Below are 21488 nucleotides of genomic sequence, written 5' to 3'. Positions count from 1 at the left end.
AAGGGGGGCACCTGGGCGCCGTACAAGGCACTGCTGCCTTTGCCATCACAAGAGATCTCACGCAATCCCAGCCTGCGTGGACATCAAAACCCTGGATACACCAATTAATTGAACGATAAATTATTAATGAAAAATATGAAGTATTTAATTTGTTTGCTATTATCAGCTATAGCCATTCCATGTGCCGCGCAACAGAACGACAGTTTTACACTCAATGGAGTAGTCTCCGGACTCTCGGGGAAAAAGTTATACCTTGTTTATGGCAATATGAAGGGTGAAGGAGTGACCGACAGCGCCATCGTGTCTGGTGATTCGTTTCATTTCAGTGGAAAGATTAACGAACCTACTTTTGCATTCCTAATTACTGAAGATGTGGCGAAACGCAGGCCCGAGGGCAGTTCGACCAGTTTTTTTCTCGAACCAGGTGTGATGGAGTTGTCGGCAAGCAACGGAACCCTGGTGAATGCCAGAATTAAGGGAAGTGTAGCTCAGGCCGAGTTTGACGGACTCCTGGAACAGTATGACCGCATTGACAACCGCTGGAAAGGGGTACTGGACAGCCTTAATAACATCAGCAAAACTGATCGTGACGAAGCTGACAGGTTAAGGGAATGGGTGTTACAGCCTTACAATGACGAATACGCAGCAGCGAAAAATGGCTTTTTTCATGATAAACCGGAGTCGTTCGTCACTGCACATCTAGTGGCAAACAGTCAGGATATCCCTACAGATACGATTAAAAAGATCTATGCAGGGTTTCCGGAAAACATTAAAAATGGAAAGTATGGAAAGTCAATAAGTTCTGAGTTGGAGAAAAGGATGATTGGAATCCCAGGTACGACTGCTGCGGCTTTTTCCAGCACAGATATTAAAGGTAAAAAGTTAAGCCTTGCCGACTACAAAGGGAAATATGTGTTGCTTGATTTTTGGGCGAGCTGGTGTGTGCCATGTCGTAAAGGAAACCCGCATTTGTTGGCACAGTACAATAAATACAAAAAAAATGGATTTGAAATCATCGGGATTTCAGATGATGACTCCAAGCAGGATGCCTGGAGAGCCGCTGTGGAGAAGGATGGCATTGGTGTATGGAAGCATGTATTGCGCGGATTCAGTATGTCGCAAACAGAGGTTTCGCCGGATATGAATACAGACATTACCGTCAGATACAATGTTCGTTCCTACCCAACAAAGATACTGATTGACCCCAGTGGTAAAATCATTGGAAGATATGTTGGATCTGGAGAGGATGAGAAAGAGCTGGACCTGATGCTAGCTAAAGTATTCGCGAAATAGGCGAGGTTATGTAATTTTTAGAAAAAGCCACTTCATTTTTGAGGGTGGCTTTTTTTATACATATGGGATGAACGTTGTGGTCATTGTTGTTATATCGTTCAGCTGTGTGATAATACTTTGGAATCCACAATTTTTATTTTTCAGCCAGGCATAATGCCTTCTGTTTTGTCCAAAAAATTTCTAACGGCCTGTTTGATGTCAATTTCCGACCGTTGCGCAAGCACAATCAACCACCAGATACTTTCACCAAGTTTATGTTCCAACTCCTTTTCAGAGTTGCTTTTAGGCCATCTATTCTGCTGTGACATGATATTTCTTCCCACTAGGGCGGCATCAGTTAAAAATGCCAGCGCATCTTCTTCTACAGTCCACTCGCTACCATGGTGTTCAACCTCAAGCGAATGATATTTTTCCCTCAATGCCAGGGAGCGGGCGATTATGGTTTCAAAAGAATCATTTTTCATATTATTATGTTTTTAGTGAATAAGATCAGCCTTTACAAAAGCTATTTTACCATTCTTAAAAGTAACGTCGAAAAATCCACCAATGTTTCCTTCAGAAAAATTGCCTGAAAATTTTACTTCGATAAAGGCTTGGGTATTATTAATTAAATCTAAGCTCACCAGCTCTGTACGCGTGTTGTACCCGATAAAATAGCTGTCAAAATATTTTTTTATCTCCCTGCGCCCTTTAAATACCTCCCCGACCGAGGGGTCGTCCAGTACGGCATCTTCTAAGTAAAAATCCAGGTACCGCTCTGTATCAAATGCATTGCCCACAGCAATCCATTCGTTGATTAAAGTCTGTATATTCATCATTTATATTGTTTCAACCGCATCGGTTTTAGTTTTTATTTGTACAATACAAAGGTATCTGTAGCCACAAAGGGAAAGTTCGCCAAAAAGGAGAAATATGTTGCCGTTTTGACGAACCCTTAACCCAATCCCTGGTATTGAGACAGAACCTTTGGTTATTCTACATATTTTGTAATACCCAACAGCTAACCTAATGCAGCGGTTTGAGAAAACACTTAGGATTGTATTGAATGCAAATGTGTATCCGGTATGTCCCCAATAATACTTTCGCCATAAGCTGAGCCCGGGGATTGGTAACCAGTTTTGTAATCATCATTCAGTATGCGGTTTGCCACAGCTACTACAGAAAGGGGCGTAAGGTTATAGCCCGAAGGCGCATCGATATAAGCTTTTACTACTTTGCCATCCTTACCGGTAACTTCTGCTGATATGCCGTTTCTACCTGCTGCACGTTCCGCTTCTGTGGGACCATCGGGCAAGTTTGCCAGGGTTAAATCCGGCAGTTGCGTTGCAGGAAGTTTAAGCGAAAAATATTCTTCTATATTTGGGATCCCAGTAGATTTATAGCTCAGGATAATACCACCCAAAGGTGTAGGCATGCACTCCACATCTTCACTTCCAAAAGCAAATACTTTGGAATCCAGGTTGTCACTCTGGATAAGTTCCCCGTCTTTGCGCACCAATGATCCCAGATCGGCAATGTTTTTACTGCTTAGTACGGAACCCCTTGAAAATCCCCCGAAATGACGAAAGCCGGCTTTTAAACTGATTGGCTGACTTACCTGTTTCGCTAGATGAACTACAAGCGCGTCATAGCTTACGAAGAGCCCAGCACCGGATATTAATTGAATACCTGCATCTTTGGCCTCATTATCCAGCAATTCTGCCAATTGATAGGTTTCCAATTCTGCACTGATATCAAGATAATGCACAGCCGCAAGCAAACAGGCGTCTATTGCCTGTTTTGCGGTATGCTGAAAGGGTCCAGCTGCATTGACCAGAACTTTTTTATCACCGAGTGCAAGCTGCCAGGCTTCTCGGTTGTCTACTGTAAATACATGATAGCGAACGTTAAGTTCTGCTGCTAAGGCCATAATTTTATCGGCTTCTCTGCCTGCGATTTCGAAATCTAGGTTCAGTTCTTTTGCCCGGGCAGCAATAATCTTTCCAGTGTAACCCGCAGCTCCATATAGGAGCATTTTTTTTGAATTGTTCATTTTTTTACGATTGTTTTAATTTTTAAGCCTATAAAATTGTAGGCACTTTTACTCCGTCCATGATATAGTTTTCCGGCATGGCAATGCAATAATTATAGAACGAACGTTACAGAATTGGGTAAAAAAAATTATCTGCTCAATTGTTCAATCAGGAACTTAGCCATCTTTTTTATCCTTGCTGCATCCTTGTGAATAATAAAGGACTCATGCCAACCTGTAAAATGATTAATAATAAAGTCGGTCAGCATTTCCTTATCCTGCGAAATAGTAATCTCTTTCTGCTCCAATGCCTTTGTTACCAGGTCCAATATCAGACTGTAGGTAAAGTCGTTATCTTTTTTCAGTATCTTCTGAACCTGCTCATCGGAAACCGCCATTTCAAAAGTAGTCTTAATTGCTAAGCAGCTATCGGGCTCGTTTGTGATCGCATAAGCAGAGGCATTGATGAATTTTTCTATCGCTTTAAATGGCGAACCAATAAGCTTCAGCTGCTTGCTGGCAGCTTCCATCCTAGATTCTGTATAATACTTAATACACCTTATGAAAAGCTGATGTTTATCTCCGATCGTATTGTAGATGCTGCTGGCATTTACGCCCATAACGTCACAAAGATCTCGCATAGAAGTACCTGTATATCCCTTTTTCCAGAACAGATCCATTGCCTTGGAAATAGCTAACTCTTCATCAAATTCTACGTTTCTTGCCATAATCTGCTTGCAAATGTATTTGTTTTCTGTAACAACCGTTACAGAAAAATAAAATTTGACATTGATTTTATATTTGAAGTCCCATGCACCTGCGATGCTAGCCGCCTATGTTAACGATAAAAAGTGTACCTATGTTTACAATTTGTTTAATGGTTTTTTCATATTGCAAATGATGAATTATTACACAAGATCAATAGCCAGCTTTTCTGAACTGTAAACAACACAGTTTGATCCCCAGCTAGTTTTGAAGCGCTGATTTTATATTCGTCCAATGGGCAATGTTACATTAGTTCAGCAGCGTCTTTTTATAATCCAGCGGAGAGAGTGAAGTTTTGCTTTTGAATAGTTTGTTGAAGGACTGCGGATGTTCAAATCCCAGATGATAGGCAACCTCGGCAACGGTCAGTTCGTCCTTGGCAAGGTATTCCTTTGCTTTTTCAATAACCTTTTCATGGATAATCTGTTGGGTATTTAAGCCTACGAGGCTACGTAGCAAATCACTGAGGTACCGTGGGGTGAGCTGTAGCTGATCCGCAACGGCATTCACCGATGGCAGACCGCTGATCAGAGACTCTTCGTTGTTATAATAGTTGTCAAGCAAGGTTTCCAGGTTAGCCAGTATATCACTATTTACCACTTTTCTGGTGATAAACTGCCGGTTATAAAAGCGGTTGGAATAGTTCAGGAGCATTTCGATCTGAGAAATGATGACATCCTGGCTAAATTTATCTATCCGTTCCTGTAGCTCATCATATATAAACTGATAGATGCTCAAAATGGTTTTCTTTTCCTTTTCCGATAGATATAATGCTTCGGCAGCAGAATAACTGAAAAATCCGTAATGTTTGATCGATTTGCCCAGCTGATAGGACCTCAGGAAATCTGGGTGGATATGCAGAGTCATCCCACTGTAGTCGGCCTCTTCGTCCTGCATCCGCAATACCTGCCCGGGAGCGATGAAGGACATGCCACCTTCTTCAAAATCATAATGGCCCTGTCCATATCTAATTTTGCCAGAGAAAGCGGTCTTAAAGGATATTTTAAAAAAATTCAGTATAATGCCCTGTTCAAAATCCTTGGGATCGAAATGGGCCTCACCATAATTCATGATACTAATCAGCGGATGTGTCGGTGCTGGTTGCCCCATCGCCTTATGTAGCTGTGAGAGAGAGTTAAAAATAACCGGTTGCTTTTTCATGGAATACAAATCTAATGAAAGTGAAACTGAAATCCCTGCGCGGAGCGGATATGTCCCGGCAGGGATATTAGGCTAATTAAAATATAAAACTGTTCTGATCTTTTGAGCTTGCGCTTCCGGATCAATCTCAAACCGATCCGAATATAGTCCAATGGCATCTTTACCTAGAACATAACGAAGCTGATCTTTCCCGTCGGTTACTGCTGCGAAGACAGTGTCAGCTACATCTTCGGCCTTTGTGGAGTTTGCCATCTGCTCCTCACTATAGCCTTCACTTACTTTGGAAGTTAAATGGGCATACGCTGTGTGCATTGCGCCCTGTAGGGAACCTCCCGCGAAATCGTTCTGCATCTCGCCTGGCGCAACCACTTTAACCTTCACCCTAAATTGGGCGAGTTCATGCGACAAACCTTCAGAGAAACCATCAACCCCGACCTTGCTTGCATTATAGACGGGGCAGGTTAGATACCCGAGCAATCCAAAAGTATAATTTTGCTGTTGCCTTTCCCAGACCGGAAGATGCCCCTGTAATAAATATTGTCCTCATTACTGGTATGATTTACTGATCAGCTCAAATTGCTTCTGTTGTCCCAGCTCCTTACGGTCATCTACAATTTTTTGTGCATCCGGTCCCGCTACATAGCGTAATTGTGACCTATTATCGGTTGCGGCTTCAAAAACCACTTCAGCCACCTCTTCGGCTGTTGAAAAGTGAACCCCGGTACTACCATCCTCAAATCCGGCGATCATTTTTTCCCATAGGGGGGTATATGCAGCGTTTTCGATATAGGCCAAAGAGCGCCCTGCATAATCGGTAGCCATTCCTCCTGGTGCGATTGTTTTTAAACGGATACCAAACTGGTTCACCTCGTAATTAATCGCCTCACTCCAGCCCTCAAGCGCAAATTTGGTGGCACTGTAAACTGATGCTAGTGGATTTGCTGCAATACCTGCAGCAGAGGTAGTGGTCAAAAGAAGGCCTTGTTTTTTTTGTTCTCTGAAATAGGTAATAAAGGGCCGTGTAACCCGGAGCACGCCTATGAGATTGGTTTCAATCTGACGCTGAATGTCGTTCTCGGAATAGGATTCAAAACCACCGACCATACCATAGCCCGCATTGTTGAAGACTACATCAACCTTAAAATGTTTTAAGACTTCGTCAATTGTAGATTTTACCTGATCAGGATTCGTTACGTCAAGCGGATAAAGATGTACCCGCTCAAGGCTGCTTAGTTCCTGTTCTTTTTCAGGATCACGCATTGTAGCGATCACGGTCCAGCCTTTGCTTTGAAAAAGTTTCGCCGCAGCTTTTCCAAGTCCTGAAGAAGCTCCTGTAATAAAAATTGTATTTTGCATAATCTCTCTGTTTTTGTACTATGCAAAAATCAATACTCTTAGGCCTGCAGCATTAACCGAATCGGTAAATATAGTAGCCGAAATGACCAGGATCATGCGGGCACATATAAAATCACCATAAGAACATTATAAAAAGCCACCGCCGACTAAAAAGGGAAGACATTTAGCCTTGTATTATTTTTATATAATTCTAGATTTTGGATTGATCCGGGACCACACTCCTGGATTTCTTTACCGGCCTATGATCTTTTGGCGGTGTTCCATTCCCCAATTAGCGAGGGACATGATGATAGGTTCCAATGTGTGCCCGTATGGCGTAAGTTCGTAGGTCACCGTAATCGGTTTGGTTGCGTTTACGGTGCGGGTCAGCAGTCCGTTAATCTCCAGTTCCTGTAATTCTTTGGAAAGCATTTTAGCGCCAAGACCGTCGATGCGGTGCTGCAGATCAGTAAAATTCTTTTTGCCATAGAGAAGGACACCCACTACTTTGATCTTCCATTTACCACTGATAAGGTCTAATGTATCTTGTATGGCGAAGAGCATTTTTGAACAGTCGCCCTGCTCTTCATTTATTGATTTTATCTTTTTCATGATTGTTTAAAATTCAGGTAAACCTACTTTACTTTGGGAAACCCATATCAAAAGTAAAGTTAGCCTTTTTACCTTTGTGCTATCATTTATTCAAATTAAAAAATTTAAATCCAGTCAAATGCATTCAAAATTAAGGCCAGGCATAAACCACATCGAATTTTGGGTATCCGATCTGGAACAGTCCATAAAATTCTATTACAGCTTTCTAAGCTTGATCGGTTGGAAGAAAATAAGTAACCTATCTTTTTCGGATGGTATGATGATCATTTACTTTATTGAAATGAAGGCAGTTGAAAAAGTACGCTCACTCGGCATTAGGCACCTCTGCTTTCAGGCTACAAAAAAGGAACAGGTAGATCAGGTTTCTCAGGCTCTCGCAATTTTAGGGGCCGAAGTGATCCGTGGGCCGAAGATTATGCCCTACTCAAAAGATTACTATACCATCGATTTTTACGACCCTGACGGGCAGATCATCGAGGTCGCCCATACAACTTTTTCAAATATGGGATCATAGGGAACTAAGCCTTACCCTGTAACTATTAACACAATGTGAGATTAATATAAAACGATAAACTATGAAAATTCTCATTACTGGCGCCACTGGTAAACTCGGCGGACTTGTCCTTGATTCACTGTTCACAAAGACAGCAAAAGAAAATATTGCAGTCATGCTGCGAAACGACAAACGAGCGGAAGCATTTTACAACAGGGGGATAGAGGTGCGCATAGGAAATTACGACGATACAGGTTCTATGGTCAAAGCCTTTAAAGATATAGACAAACTGTACTTTATCTCCGGGCCCGATCTGGAAGGCAGGCTGACACAGCATAAGAATGTAGTAGCGGCGGCCATTGAGGCAAATGTAGGACACATTATTTACACCAGCTTTTCAAGAAAAGGGGGGGCGGAAGCTCATCCCTTGCTCACTTTGGCCGAAGGACACATCATCGCCGAAAATGCGATACGGGATTCGGGAATATCCTATACGCTTTTGCTTAACAACTATTATATGGAAGTGATTCCGCTATTTGTAGGTGAAGATATCCTGCAAAGCAAAACGATATACTTTCCTGCTGGGCATGGAAAAAATGGATTCATTGCCAGGCAAGATATAGCCGAGCTATCTGCTGTAATCCTGACAACAACAGGTCATGAACAAAAAAGCTATGAAGTAAGCGGTGAACAGGCTTATGATTTTGAAGAAGTTGCAAAGCTCATTTCGGAGGTAAGTGGTATCACCATTAAATATATATCACCATCTGAAGAGGATTTTGCAAAGGCATTAGATAATTACGGTGTACCGCCAGCTCTTATTGAACTTAGTTCATTATCTGCCAGGGCAATAGTCGCGGGCGAATTCGATAAAATATCGAATACTTATGAGCGAATTACCGGACGTAAGCAAACAAGCCTGATCGAATTTCTACATCAACAGTACGGTCATAAAAATCATGATAAAAACATCGAATCATGATTACACAATAATTTTAATCTTACATTATTAATTAATAAAATCAAATGAAAAATCTACAGGAAGCAGCAGACAAATTTGCTGTTATTGAAACGCTTTACAGGTTCGCCGCGGGCATTGACCTACGTGATCAGGAACTCCTTGCATCTGCTTTTACAGTGGATGCTATATCTGACTTCAGACCAGCCGGAAAAAAAGCAGGTTTTGAATATCCGGTATTAGAAGGTCGTGAAACGATTGTTTCAGCACTTATGGGATCTTTGAACCAAATAGACACCACGCACTCTGTGAGTAATCCACGGGTGAAAATTGATGGAGATAAAGCGATGATGGATGTGCTTGTAGAAGCACAACACGTACCTTCAAAAGATCATTCGCATTATTATCTTATGAAAAACCGTTATGATGTTGAATTAATCAGGGAGGATAATGTATGGGTTATCCAGCGCGTCACAATTGATAATATATGGCGTACTGGGAATCCAACAGTGCTTACCGGAATTTAGAAATCGCAACATTTTCAAAAAAATAAACAGGTTTTTAGAAATGATCTAAAGGCCTGTTTGTTTTTCAAAGGGAGTAATGGCGTCCTTACCTTATTTTGTTAGCTTCTGGAAAATGGTGAGATCGACTTTTTGAAGGTTGGAAAGCACCGCAGACTCAAGTTTGAGGGGCTGGTAGGGTATAAACACAATATGATAATTGATCAAAAAAAGGATGTTATTGACATCATATGGATTTTAATGGCCTCCATAATGGTGTGTGTTTTTTCGGCTTTACCCAAGAATTTGCATTTAACGCTATCAGCGGTTGTTGCAGCTCCGGTCGCGTTCAGCCGGCTATATACTGCATAAACCTCCGCTTTCATATTTTCCAAATAGACATTCAGGATTTTAACATCTTCCTTTTTACCGATGACTTCTCCGGCTTTTGCATTCCACCGTTCCGGCTTGCAATTCCAGCTTGTTGACATTCCGCACGAACTCCGTCCACAGCAATTCTTAGAAAAATGAAGTAAACAGCCCCTGTGTGTAGTTCTTTGGCCTTTTCAAAAAGAAAGGCACGCTAAAATTAGTTTTCATAACGATAACATTAAGAGGTGATAAGAACGACGCGCCGAATGATGCACATTTTATATGCGATTTCGTGCATATTTTGGGTTTTTCCGGTAAACAAAAAAGCTTGCAATCATTTGATTTGCAAGCTTTTACGTAGTTTTGATACTATTTTCTGTGATCCCGCTGGGATTCGAACCCAGGACCACTACATTAAAAGTGTAATGCTCTACCAGCTGAGCTACGGAATCATTTAATTTCCCTTGTTTAGGGAGTGCAAAGGTAGAAAATTATTATTAAGTTGCTAATAAATTTCAAAAAAAATATAAATATTTTTTGTCCTGTGTCTATTTCCCTATAGGTTGATGAATTCCCAGACACTTTGATAGGCGTCCAGCTTTTGGGCATACGCAATAAAATTTTCGTAAAAAGGGAGTCGGCATAAGGTTGCACTATCGCCAATAACAATTAACTTTTTCCTTGCACGGGTCATTGCCACGTTCATCCGTCGTATGTCAGCTAGAAATCCGATAATCCCTTCATCGTTGCTTCTCACCATGCTGATTACGACTACATCACGTTCCTGCCCCTGAAAGCTGTCAATTGTATTTACTGATATCTTAGATTTGAACTTATCGATGTCAGGTGAGTGCTGAAGCAGTTCCTTTATGTGAACAATCTGTTGTTTATAAGGTGAAATTATGGCTACAGTAGGGAAATCTTCGATCGAATACCTCAGACTGAGTTCTTGAACCAACGTTTCTAATTGTTTTGAAACGAAGGAGGCTTCATCAGGATTGCTGATGCTATGTCCCTCAGTTTTTTCCTCAAAACTGGCTCCAGCAGTATCAATAAATAACAGCGGCTTATCGTCATCATAGAGCAGGTGAGTGGCGACAGAATCGTGGGCCTTTAGTTTTCCCTGGTAGAATACTTCAGAGGAGTATTCCATAATAGACCTGTTCATCCTATATTGCTCTTCGAGCAGCACCACTGACTCCGGATATTGATTCACCATTTTCTCCATCAAAGTATTGCTTAAGCCCTTTTTTGCGGCCTCATTTGATTTGATCGTTGGCGAAAGCTGACAGTGATCCCCCGCAAATATGACTTTCTCCGACTTTATAATGGGGATCCAGCAAGCAGGCTCCAGTGCCTGTCCTGCCTCATCAATGATCACAGTCTTGTACTTCAACTTTCTTATCGTATGGTGATTTGCGCCCACAAGCGTAGCAGCAATCACATCGGCTTTGCTGATGATATCATCGCTGACGTATTGTTCAATATTGCCCACTTCTTTCATAATTTTGTGAGCTTCGTCGAATAAGGCTTTACGCTGCTCTTTTTCAGCTTTCCCAAAGTTCCTTTTGTACTTATGAGCCATATTCTTATACTCATTGGCTTGCTTTTTTAGCGCTTTGGCTTGTTTCATCTCCGGATGTTCTGCCATTCTACTGTCCAGCGTTAATGACATGAGCCGTTCGGAAACCCTTGAGGGATTCCCAATACGCAGCACATTTAGCCCCTGTTCCGCCAGCTTTTCAGTCAGTAAGTCAACCGCGGTATTACTTGGTGCTGCCACAAGAATTTGCTGATGATCTTGTTTGCTCAGTGCTTTGACAGCCTGCACCAAAGTTGTGGTTTTTCCGGTTCCGGGTGGGCCATGGACAATAGCGAGGTGATCTGCAGATAAGATCTTGTCTACCGCCAGTTGTTGCATGACATTTAAAGAGGGGATAAGGTATTGGTAATGAGCAATACTAAACTCAGGAGTACGGTTGCCGGTCAGCGTCTTAACCAGATCAGCAGTCCCTCCCTGCCCATCAATGGAGTCGGCTTGTTTTAATGCATGCTGCATTTCATCATAGCTATTCTGATCAAACAACACATCAACGCCCAGCTTCCCATCACGTGCCCAGTCAGGCAGTTCATCTATGCGGACTGCAATTTTTAACTTATTCCCGTTTTGATGCGTTATGACACCCTCTATACGATCTTTCAGGTCATGATTGGAGAATAACGCAGCGGAGGCACCGAAACGCAGCTGATGGGGCAGGTCCTGATGAGTGGTGCGTTCAATTTCAACCGTAAGATAATCTCCCCGTCCGATTTCAGTACCCCGGATGGCTACGGGATACCAACACAGTCCATTTGCACGGCGTTCAGAAGCCGACGTCGTCTCCGTTAATTTTCTGTAGGACAGCAGGTCTTCTTCCTGCTCTATTTTTAATAAATCCAGTAATTTGTTGAAGTAATCCAATCAGAGGAGATTTGTGTAAATAAATGTGCTTTTGAGCGTAAAGGTAAAATTAAATTGACGCCTTTGAGCATGCATCCTATTTTTCGCAAACTTTCTAATTGGGATATTGTTTAAGATTAAGCTGTCTATAATAAACAACCTTATGATGAAAAATGACAAAGCGACACCTCAACCGGGGACACCGGGATATCAGGTAGAAAAAACAGAAGAATTAAACAAACCGAAGTTTAATAGTGGCACGGATCGGCGCGAGAGTGATGAATTGCCTGCGGTAGAGCAAAAGGATGCTCATTTATCGAGTGATGCAAAGTCCATGGAGCACGACCAGAACATACCTGAAGCAGATTTGGGAAATCAACGGGATGATGACAAAGAGCAAGAAGATGAAAAAATCATCAGAACCTAGGTTGTGCCTGGTATACGGGATTTAACATGAGCATAATTTTATGATGATCGATGTGGTTTTTTTCATATGCTTGATCTAAACTATGAAAGAAAGGATGTTGGATCAGCACCTCAAGCGCGTCAGCTTTGTTCAGGTTTGGATCCAGGTTGTGGCCTGCAACTGGGGTGGCCAGGATGACCTGAGCAGCATCAAGCTTTCTACATAGGGTAATTAGCGGAACAATAGTGGATCCACTGGCTATACAATCATCCACAATGATCACTACACGGCCCTTAAGTTCGGGAAGTGAGGCATCCTTCCGGTATAATTTGACCCTTTGCTCAACTTCTTCAAATTGCCCTTCAACAACTTTAGAAATCACATCAGTCGATAAGGTGTTGATTCCCATCGCGGTAATGTAGGATTCACCCTGTTCAGATGCGGCTCCGAATGCTAACTTTTCGTTTCCGGGATAGGGTAGTTTCTTAGAAATAATTGCTGAAAATTCCGCTTCTAACGCTATCGATACATAGTAACCAACTTCAATTCCACCAAGTGGAATTCCTAAAACAACCGGCTTTAGCGACCTGTATTTTGGCTCTAGAAATTTGCCGAGTCGTTCTCCGGCTTGCCTTCTATTTTTGAAATGCTTTTCTTTTTGATCAGACATGGTTTTTTGAATTGGACCAGTAATGAATGTTCTAATTTGATTAGTAACAAAACTGGTACATAAAGGTTTCTTTTTTTAATCAACATATCCAGAGATGAATCGAAAAAAAAACATACGAATCTATCGCGTAAATTCATGTTAAATGCTTCAATCCAAACTCTGGCTATTGTTTACAGCTGATATGGTTTGCTTATTTTTTAATTTTGGGAAACTAAAACCAGTATATTTTGTTAAATGTTTGAGGAATTTCCGAAATAGGTTGTTTCTTATGATTGTAGAAGATGAAAAGATTGTTTATGCAGGTTGATCATATGAAATAATGATGATATAAGGCCAGATGTTTAAAACGAGCAAAACTTAAATATAAACTCAAAACAAAACCATTATGAAAATTAAGATTCTAACCATTATCGCCTTTGCTGGAATTGCATTAGCGAGTTGCAGCAGTGAAAAAAAAGCTGAGGACACAGACTCAACAGCGGTGGATAGCACCATGACGGATACCACCAGCATGGGAATGACCGATACCAGTACAGTAGTTCCCATGGATACGACTAAGAAAGATTCCATGTAATTCTAAAGGGCATCATATAAATCCCGATACTTTAAAAAAAACGCCTGCATATCGCAGGCGTTTTTTGTTTTAACGCAATTGTATGTATGACATAAGTTCGCCTTGGAAGTAGCGTTGCGTATAAGTTGTGATGGAGATCACATCGTTCAAACAGGGATGATCAATATCAGACATCAGGATGTTTGAGGGCATTATTTTTTTCCGCCTGACGGAATAGCTTTGCCTCAACTCAACAAATTATTATGATGAAGAAACTAATCGTACTAGCAGCGATGATAATTGCCGGAATTCATGTATTCGGGCAAACTGTAAAAGAAGAAGAAAAAGACGTGAAACATGAATGGAGGCTCAGGCTACGTGGTTTGGCAGTGATTCCTCAGGAGGAGTCGAGCATAGGGGTGATTGGTGGGGATGCTGAGATCTCAACTTCCATTATTCCGGAGTTGGATTTTACGTATTTTTTTAACCGTCATTTTGCCGCCGAACTTATTCTTGGAACAACAAGACATAAGGTAAATACTACCGGGTCTGACCTTAGTGCCATCGGACTTGGCAATTCTGCTGAAGTAGACCTTGGAAAGGTCTGGTTATTACCTCCAACACTGACACTTCAATACCACTATCCTGTTGGCAAAGTAAATCCTTACCTTGGAGCTGGAGTTAACTATACCATTTTCTACAGCGTTGATCAAGGCCCAATCGTAAACAATGTGAAATATAAAAATAAATTCGCTTTTGCCGCTCAGGCAGGTATTGATATTGACATCAGCAAGAAAGTATTCCTGAACATCGATGTGAAAAAGATATTTCTGAATACGACAGCAATGGTTGATGCCGGAAATCTTACTCCAGAAGACAGCCCATCACTGGCACCGGTACTCAGCAATATCGAGGCAGATGTAAAAATACGTCCCTGGTTAGTAGGCTTTGGCCTGGGGTATAAATTTTAAAATCCAGAACACAATTTGATATTGTAACCAAATATAAATGTATTAACACTAAATGACGCCGTTGGCAAGGTTCTGGTCTTTTGATCAGAACCTTTTTTATTTCAATAGTACAAGATTTACAACAAAAAAGCACCATTCAAAAGAATGGTGCCTGGGTTTAGTTAATCGTATGATTGGCGACAAATTTACCGCTCGCCGCGTTTTCGTTCATTATCTTTATTGGAAGTCTGGTCAGATCTTTGTCCGCCGCCATTTGTAATTCCTTGTTGTTTTTTATCATTTTTAACATTATGATAAGCACGGTCTGAAGTAGGGCTTCCCTGCATCGTACCGGCGTGTTTAGCATTTTGTTCTTTGTTCATGATAGATCCTTTCTTGGTTGATTTACCTAATAAGAACATTCCTGTAACAAAAAGGTTTTTACAAAATTAGCCAGGTCATCCAACCTGGCTAATATTTTGAACAAAACTCTAACGAGCTAACCAAATATGAAGGCAATGAGTAAGCCTTGGACAAATATATATAATGTCTACTAATTTAGTATACTTTATTTAAAATATTTTTTATCCATGTGTTGAAGCTGTATTTGAGCGAGTTGGTTAGGGCTCTGAAGGGAGTGTAAACCAAAAAGTGCTGCCATTTCCAAGATCGCTTTCAACGCCAATCTCTCCACCATGTCTTTGAATAATTTCCGCACTGATGTAAAGGCCAAGTCCAAGGCCGGAAACCTGAAATCCAGAATCATCGGCTCTGTAATAACGGTCGAACAAATAGGGGATCTTATCTGGCGAAACGCCTGGTCCCTGGTCTTGTACAGCGATCCTGATGAAACCCATTACTTTTTGGGCGTGGAGATAAATTTTCTTAGAGTCCGGCGCATATTTTACTGCATTATTGACCAGGTTAACAACGACCTGATCGATGCGGTGCTCGTCCGCAAAAATTGTCAGGTCTTTATCCCCTTTGAATATCAGTTCATGTACTCCAGCAACACGAACGTGGTTGCAGCTCTCATTCAGCATTTCTGAGACTTTGAAATGGCTTTTGTTCAGTTGTATTTTCCCCTCGTTCATGCGGCTCACATTGAGCAGGTCATCGACAAGCTCTGTGATTTTTGTCATGCTTTTGCTCGACTGATCAAGCAGGCGTGGGAAAAGTTCAGGATTGGGCTTGTCCTTCAAGCGTTCCATCAGTTGAAGTGAGGCCTTAAGACTGGTTATCGGTGTCTTCAATTCGTGACTTGCAATGGAAATAAAATCATCCTTCTGTTGCTGCAATCGTTTAAATTCTGTGATGTCCAGAATGGTACCTAATATTCGGAAAGGAGTCGAATTGATGTCCTTGTAAAGTTTACCCTGGAGACGAATCCAATGGGTGGATCCATCTTTATGGATCAGACGCACATCATACAACATATTACCTGTAAGTAATGCTTCCTGGTGCGCTTCTCTTACCCTGACCATGTCATCACTATGTACCACACGGATCAATGTTTCCAGGGGCACAGAATGATCAAAGCCAAAGATCTGATCTAACCGTTCGTTGGTTACCATCGACTTCAGTGTGATGTCATAGTCAAAGGTACCGATTTCGGCAGCTTCTATCGCCAGACGAATCCGTTCCTCGACATCCGCTATGCTCTGTCTGGCACGGGCCTTGTCGGTTACATCAATAGCAACCACCATGATGCTGATGACTACACCATTTGCATTTTTCACGGGTTCATATACAAAATCAAGATACACCTCTTCCTGGATGCCGTTTCTGGTTAACTTTACCGGATGTTCCTTGGCAATATATGGCACTCCACTCTTGATCACATTCCTCATGATCGGCTCGTAAGCAGGTGCGGTTTCCGGTACAACATCCCATATCATCCGGTTTTCCATCATGTCCCTCGTTCGGCCGAGTACCTCCAGATATCCGTCGTTTACCTCCTGAACAATCATGTCGGCAGACCTGATTACACAGATCCCTACAGGGGCCTGGCTGATCAGATTACGGAACCTTGATTCACTCTCAGCAAGACTGATGATATGAGATTCCAGATTACTTTGGGACTCGATAAGTTCTTCATTGGAGGCAGAAAGCTCTTCATTTATGGCGGTAATCTCCTCATTCAGATTTTGCTGATCGCGATAACTCACTTCCAGCATTTTTGTACGATTTAAAACATTAACCTCGAGCTGATCATTAAGCTGTTTTAATTCCTCTTGGGCACGGCTTAATTCAGCAATCACTGACAACAGCTCTTCATTTGAAGCAGCAAGCTCTTCGTTCGTAGCAGCCAGTTCCTCGTTTGCTGAGGCAAGCTGTATGTTTGCGACGCTAAGCTCATCATTTAATTCTTGCTCCCGTTGTTTTCCATCTTTAAGTGCTTTCTGATTCATAATCTGATCAGAGACATCATTAGTCGTAACTAACAAATAGCTGGGAATGCCATCTGGTCCCAGAACAGGGGTGATGTCAATGTGCCACCAAATCGTTTGTTTTATGTCGTGATCATTAATTATATCATATCGGAAGGGAGGAACAAAAACAACATTTTTTTCCTTTATCGCTTGCATCAGTCCATCGTAAACAAGATCTCCTCCCTGGTCCTGGCGCCGCTCGTAAACATTAAATAATGGTTTTCCGGTAATGGCAGCATCCTGTTGATGTGTAATCTGCTGATGAGCGCTGTTATTAATGACAATGGTAAAATCAGGGGCATCGGCTTTCACAATTATCCGGGCAACAGGTGTATTGAATATTGCCAGAAAAAGAGGGTCGTTTAAATGGTACATATGTAAAACTAAGAAGAACCCCAATAATAAACAAACGCATTTACAGCTTTGTAGATGGTCGATACAATAGTAAGCCGCACATGCTGGTTTCAGGTCTTTGAGCTTGTAAAAATGTATTTCCGTTCGTGTAATATATCATTTGATTGGTGTAAAAGATTTTTACCGCAAGGTTTTCGTCCGGAAATTGTGGGGCTAAGGCCGATATTCTGCGGCCTTTATAAGGACCTCTGCTATGAAAATTGACATTAATCAAACCCTGTTATTGAGAATCCCGGCATTTTCACTGTCTGACCAACTTGTTCAGGTCTGGGAGACGCTGAAAGAAGCCATCTCGCAATCATCCCCGGAATTCTACCTGCAAATCGCCTCTCTTGATGCTGAAGGGGTCGCTGGGGCTGACTTTAAAACCCAATATACCATTTGGAAGTACTTTAACAGAAGTAAGTTTAGAGGAACGCCATACGGTAGTTTTGCTGGTATTGCAGTTGCGTCTTTATCATCCGGAGCTCAACAAAACATCACACTCTCAAACAGGCAGTGTGAACATCGTTTCCGGGATTGGTCCTCCTACTCCAACGTAAGCCACTTGGTGCAGGATTTAAATGCAACAGAACGCGTTTATTTTGCAAACACCAGCACTTATGTTGCTGATGATGCGATTCGTTTTATTGCCTTCCAGGAGAAGTCATTTGAGTTGGCTGAAATTGAAAGAAGCATATTTATTGAAGCCCTTCTTGACTTTTGTACCAGACAGGTGACCTATCAGGAAGTTCTGCTGTTTGCAGAAAGACATTCCGTTGAGCAGGAAGTTTTACTTGGCATCATCAATGCTTTGCTGGAGCTGCAGCTTATTTTCACCGACCTGGATCGGAATATAATTGGTGAGGATTATTTTGAAAGAAATGCACTGCCTTCTGCTTCGTTTGCTGACAAATCGTATATTATTGCTGAACGAAATGTATTAGAAGGAGGGGTTGATGCCAGGCCATTAAAGCATTTACGTGAATGTATAGCGCATCTATCCAGGATATCCCCAACCGCAGTCAATGAGGACATGGCTACGTTTATACGTGAGTTTAAACGAAGGTATGATGGGCTGGAAGTCCCTCTGTTAACCGTTCTGGACCCGGAATTCGGGATTGGATATGCCGCGATGGACGGACTTATGGTATCTGATGTCGTCGACGAGTTGGCAGGAGTGGGGGAAGTTTACACCAATAGCGCTACAATGACGCCGCTTGCTACCTGGATATTGAAGGAAATGTTGCGCTCAAAAGATGCAAATCATACCATCATGATCCAGGATGCCGATATTCAATTGCAACCTGCTGCTGTTCTGCCCAATACGATAAGTGCGTTGGTCAGCTATGCGGGTAATCAAATTGTCATCGAACAGCTTGGTGGAAGTAGCAGCAATGCGCTTGCCGGGAGGTTTAGTATTGCTAGTGAACAGGTTAAGGTGCATTGTAAACAGATGGCGGCCATAGAAGCCTCCGCAAATCCAGAGGTCATTTTTTTTGATATTGGTTATATGGCAGAGGAGAAAGTGGACAATATTAATAGAAGAGCATCCATCTATGACTACGAATTGTGTGTGTTAAACTATTCCTGTAGCAAGCATCCAATTGCCATCAATGATCTGGTGGTAACCGTTCGTAATGACGAAATCATCCTGATGTCTGGTAAATACCATAAACGAGTGGTGCCCAGAATGGCATCAGCCTACAATTATTCCAGGTCGGACCTGTCACTTTTTAAATTTTTATGTGATCTGCAGCATCAGGGCCTGCAAACTCAATTACTTCCGGACCTCCGCTCGTTGTTACCCGGGCTAGACTTTTATCCCAGGATGCAGTATCAAAATATTATCCTATCTACTGCTAAATGGCGCCTAAATCATCAGTTACTTTCAAAAGATCAATTAAGAGATGAACTCAGCTTACTTGGTGTCAGTCGATATATTCGAACAGGCAAGACTGATCAGACACTGGTTTTCGACCTTGACCATCCAACGGAGCTGGGCTATCTCCGGCATTACCTAAACCGGGAGAAGGATATTATGGTAGAGGAAGTGTTATTATCAGAGCAGCAAATTTTTAAAGACGGTTCCGGGAAGGAATATCTTGCCCAGACACTGCTCAGCATCTGTCATCATGAACAAATATATCAACCTGTATCGCCTGATCCACAATTGGAAATATGGCTCCCCAAAAGCAGGATTTTCCCCGGAAAAGACTGGCTGTATCTGGAGATTTACTGCCATCCTGCCTACTGTGACCGCTTGCTTACCGGGGTATTAAATAAATTCATCAGCGTGCATGGTCAGGATTTTCTGTGTTGGTTTTTTATCCGATATACGGATCCCTTGGCACACATCAGGCTGAGGGTTCAAATGAAACATCCGTCCAAAAGTCATCTTTATCTTTCTGATCTCCTGCACCGGCTCGGCCCGGACATGGACAGTGGAAGAATTAGCGACCTTCAGATAAAAACCTATATGCCGGAATATGCCCGCTACGGAACTCAGCAAATGAAGCTGACAGAAGCTCATTTCATGGCTGATAGTGATTATATATTGACACTTCTGGATCAGGAAGATGATCCTAACCGTCGATATAGATCCTGTGCGCAGATGATGTGCCATGTGCTGGAACGCTGTATTGAGAACACTGAAGAACGTTTGGAACTGGTGAAACAAGTGAAGGTTTCGTTTGAAGAGGAACACAAACTAAGCAGCAGTGAATTTAAAAAAATCAATAAGGAGTGGAAGTTCTTTCGGGAGTTGATGTTTCAAAAAATGTCAGACGTTCCTTCGCCCGCTATGGCATCGGTGATTGATTCATTTTGTTCCGTAATTGCAGCTGCGTCGGTGTCGAAGAAAAGGTCAGTCATTTCAGCCCTTTTCCATATGCACATTAACAGGTATTTCGCCAGTCATCAACGTACCCATGAACTGATGATTTATAGCTTTTTATACAAGTATATGGCGGAAGGACACCGCCGCTTAATCCAGGTCTGATTCAATAGTCAGATCCACTACATAATGCTGATTCGTTATACCCGCAGAGATGCGGGCTTTCTCACCGTAAGCAGTGTCTAGTCTCTTTTTAATATTGTCTAGGCCGATATGATGACTGGTATGTTCGCGTATGAGATTAATTCTGTTTTGTGTCTTTATGATGATCTGTCCCTTTGTGGCAAAGATATCTATTGTTGCTGGATCGGTTTGAATTGTCAGATCGCCATGTTTGAATATATTTTCGACGAGCGTGATGAGTACAAAGGGAATGATCCGGTAGTTAGGCCTGTTATTTTCAAATGATAGCTGAATGTTGAGTTCATTCCCGGCCTTGATCTGATGCAGCCTGATCAATTGTTCAACATGTTCAATTTCTTCTTCCAGGCCGGACATGTTGTCCGTGCTCATTTCATCTATTGCATACCTCATGATGTCTGACAGGGTCATGATTGCTTCAGCGGCTTCGGGAGCCTTCTTTCGTGTGCTCGTATAGATGAAGTTGAGCGTATTGAATAAAAAGTGAGGATTGATCTGTGCCTTAAGATGGGCATGCCGACTGGTTACCAGGTCTTTCTCAATTTGCTGTTTTTCAATAATCGTCATGAGGGACTGCTTTTCTAGAATTGCAGCTAACCTTCGTTGGTTTAGGTAATTCATTACGAAGAAATATCCAGTAGAGAACATGATAAAATAGATGCCTCTGTAGCCGATGCTCGTCAGATAGTTCATTTTCCATTCCACGTGGTCAATGGCTACAATATTGTATTTGTTGAGCATCAGAACAGTGAATGTCAGCGTCGGTATGTAAACTGCGAGTTCCAGCACAGTAAATAATGGAAATCTCCAGAAGGCCATCTTCGTTTTCATTTTGGCAGCAGGGAGCACGATATGCGCGTGGACATAGAAGAGCAGAATGTTGAATACATAATAGGCGGCATAATGCCCAAATGATACAAAACGCTGTATCAGTCCAACGGTAATTACTTCATATGCAATGAAGCATAACCAACCAATGAAATGAATACGATGGCGGAGGATAAAGTCAAAAAAATAACGGAATAACGATTTCATTGGTGTAATTAAACTTGTTGTTAATGTAATACTTTTCAGGATTGTTGCGAGGGTTCCTAATTTTCAGAA

21 protein-coding genes and 1 tRNA gene are annotated in these 21488 nt (G+C 41.9%); 8 read left to right on the top strand and 14 right to left on the bottom strand.

The genetic code is table 11. From position 1 onward, the window contains the following. The first annotated feature begins 135 nt into the window (after positions 1–135). Positions 136–1293 carry a TlpA disulfide reductase family protein gene (locus tag PBAL39_RS24495; protein WP_198139764.1) on the top strand — a complete coding sequence of 386 codons (1158 nt, stop codon included), beginning with the start codon at positions 136–138 and terminating at the stop codon, positions 1291–1293. A 140-nt stretch (positions 1294–1433) separates the two neighbouring features. On the opposite strand, the gene PBAL39_RS04365 is transcribed toward PBAL39_RS24495, so the two are convergent. The 8 genes from PBAL39_RS04365 to PBAL39_RS04330 all read right to left on the bottom strand — a co-directional run bounded on the left by PBAL39_RS04365 (position 1434) and on the right by PBAL39_RS04330 (position 7177). After that, complete coding sequence (locus tag PBAL39_RS04365) at positions 1434–1757, bottom strand: MazG-like protein (RefSeq protein ID WP_008238688.1); 324 nt, start codon at positions 1755–1757, stop codon at positions 1434–1436. A gap of 12 nt (positions 1758–1769) precedes the next feature. Then, on the bottom strand, positions 1770–2111 hold the full coding sequence (locus tag PBAL39_RS04360) for a nuclear transport factor 2 family protein (protein WP_008238686.1): 342 nt from the start codon (positions 2109–2111) through the stop codon (positions 1770–1772). A gap of 212 nt (positions 2112–2323) precedes the next feature. Then, positions 2324–3325 (bottom strand): trans-acting enoyl reductase family protein, encoded by a 1002-nt coding sequence (locus PBAL39_RS04355; protein WP_008238684.1) that lies wholly within the window; start codon positions 3323–3325, stop codon positions 2324–2326. Between the two features lie 128 nt (positions 3326–3453). Then, complete coding sequence (locus PBAL39_RS04350) at positions 3454–4032, bottom strand: TetR/AcrR family transcriptional regulator (RefSeq protein ID WP_008238682.1); 579 nt, start codon at positions 4030–4032, stop codon at positions 3454–3456. A gap of 286 nt (positions 4033–4318) precedes the next feature. Next, positions 4319–5230: an AraC family transcriptional regulator gene (locus PBAL39_RS04345; protein ID WP_039866038.1), complete on the bottom strand. Its 912-nt coding sequence runs from the start codon at positions 5228–5230 to the stop codon at positions 4319–4321. A gap of 72 nt (positions 5231–5302) precedes the next feature. Further along, positions 5303–5707, bottom strand: a complete 405-nt coding sequence (locus PBAL39_RS04340) for an SDR family NAD(P)-dependent oxidoreductase (protein WP_008238677.1) — start codon at positions 5705–5707, stop codon at positions 5303–5305. Positions 5708–5776: 69 nt separating this feature from the next. Further along, positions 5777–6586 (bottom strand): SDR family oxidoreductase, encoded by an 810-nt coding sequence (locus PBAL39_RS04335; protein WP_008238675.1) that lies wholly within the window; start codon positions 6584–6586, stop codon positions 5777–5779. A gap of 231 nt (positions 6587–6817) precedes the next feature. Then, positions 6818–7177: a helix-turn-helix domain-containing protein gene (locus PBAL39_RS04330; RefSeq protein ID WP_008238673.1), complete on the bottom strand. Its 360-nt coding sequence runs from the start codon at positions 7175–7177 to the stop codon at positions 6818–6820. Between the two features lie 118 nt (positions 7178–7295). Between PBAL39_RS04330 and PBAL39_RS04325 the strand changes: the two genes are divergently transcribed. The 3 genes from PBAL39_RS04325 to PBAL39_RS04315 all read left to right on the top strand — a co-directional run bounded on the left by PBAL39_RS04325 (position 7296) and on the right by PBAL39_RS04315 (position 9155). Beyond that, on the top strand, positions 7296–7691 hold the full coding sequence (locus tag PBAL39_RS04325; protein WP_008238670.1) for a VOC family protein: 396 nt from the start codon (positions 7296–7298) through the stop codon (positions 7689–7691). Positions 7692–7752: 61 nt separating this feature from the next. Next, a complete protein-coding gene (locus PBAL39_RS04320) occupies positions 7753–8652 on the top strand; it encodes an SDR family oxidoreductase (RefSeq protein ID WP_008238668.1) in 900 nt (299 codons plus the stop codon). 44 nt (positions 8653–8696) lie between these two features. Next, a complete protein-coding gene (locus tag PBAL39_RS04315) occupies positions 8697–9155 on the top strand; it encodes a nuclear transport factor 2 family protein (protein WP_008238666.1) in 459 nt (152 codons plus the stop codon). 727 nt (positions 9156–9882) lie between these two features. Here PBAL39_RS04315 and PBAL39_RS04305 read toward each other — a convergent pair. Beyond that, positions 9883–9955, bottom strand: a tRNA-Lys gene (locus tag PBAL39_RS04305). Positions 9956–10059: 104 nt separating this feature from the next. Continuing rightward, positions 10060–11964, bottom strand: coding sequence for an AAA domain-containing protein (locus PBAL39_RS04300; protein WP_008238664.1), 1905 nt, complete (start codon positions 11962–11964; stop codon positions 10060–10062). A gap of 142 nt (positions 11965–12106) precedes the next feature. On the opposite strand from PBAL39_RS04300, the gene PBAL39_RS04295 reads away from it, so the two are divergent. Further along, positions 12107–12370, top strand: a complete 264-nt coding sequence (locus tag PBAL39_RS04295) for a hypothetical protein (protein WP_008238663.1) — start codon at positions 12107–12109, stop codon at positions 12368–12370. Here PBAL39_RS04295 and PBAL39_RS04290 read toward each other — a convergent pair. Next, the gene (locus PBAL39_RS04290) at positions 12360–13019 is read right to left on the bottom strand and encodes a phosphoribosyltransferase (RefSeq protein WP_008238662.1); all 660 of its coding nucleotides are present in this window, start codon (positions 13017–13019) and stop codon (positions 12360–12362) included. The two genes, PBAL39_RS04295 and PBAL39_RS04290, sit on opposite strands and share 11 nt — an antisense overlap. Positions 13020–13404: 385 nt before the next feature. Here PBAL39_RS04290 and PBAL39_RS04285 point away from each other — a divergent pair, with 385 nt between their 5' ends. Then, complete coding sequence (locus tag PBAL39_RS04285; protein WP_008238661.1) at positions 13405–13593, top strand: hypothetical protein; 189 nt, start codon at positions 13405–13407, stop codon at positions 13591–13593. Between the two features lie 242 nt (positions 13594–13835). After that, a complete protein-coding gene (locus PBAL39_RS04280; RefSeq protein WP_198139763.1) occupies positions 13836–14543 on the top strand; it encodes an OmpW family protein in 708 nt (235 codons plus the stop codon). 185 nt (positions 14544–14728) lie between these two features. Here PBAL39_RS04280 and PBAL39_RS25535 read toward each other — a convergent pair whose 3' ends face one another. Both PBAL39_RS25535 and PBAL39_RS24490 read right to left on the bottom strand, forming a co-directional pair. Next, positions 14729–14905, bottom strand: coding sequence for a hypothetical protein (locus PBAL39_RS25535; protein ID WP_198139762.1), 177 nt, complete (start codon positions 14903–14905; stop codon positions 14729–14731). A gap of 237 nt (positions 14906–15142) precedes the next feature. Next, positions 15143–17329 (bottom strand): ATP-binding protein, encoded by a 2187-nt coding sequence (locus tag PBAL39_RS24490; protein ID WP_008238658.1) that lies wholly within the window; start codon positions 17327–17329, stop codon positions 15143–15145. 232 nt (positions 17330–17561) lie between these two features. On the opposite strand from PBAL39_RS24490, the gene PBAL39_RS04265 reads away from it, so the two are divergent. Next, positions 17562–20348 (top strand): lantibiotic dehydratase, encoded by a 2787-nt coding sequence (locus tag PBAL39_RS04265; RefSeq protein WP_008238657.1) that lies wholly within the window; start codon positions 17562–17564, stop codon positions 20346–20348. Here the strand turns inward: PBAL39_RS04265 and PBAL39_RS04260 are convergent. Further along, positions 20334–21419: a sensor histidine kinase gene (locus PBAL39_RS04260; protein ID WP_008238656.1), complete on the bottom strand. Its 1086-nt coding sequence runs from the start codon at positions 21417–21419 to the stop codon at positions 20334–20336. The genes PBAL39_RS04265 and PBAL39_RS04260 overlap by 15 nt on opposite strands. Positions 21420–21488: the final 69 nt, after the last annotated feature.

This window comes from Pedobacter sp. BAL39 (assembly GCF_000170795.1).
Lineage (GTDB): Bacteria > Bacteroidota > Bacteroidia > Sphingobacteriales > Sphingobacteriaceae > Pedobacter.
The sequence above is the reverse complement of the archived record's forward strand: the minus strand, read 5'-3'. Positions and strand labels throughout refer to the sequence as shown.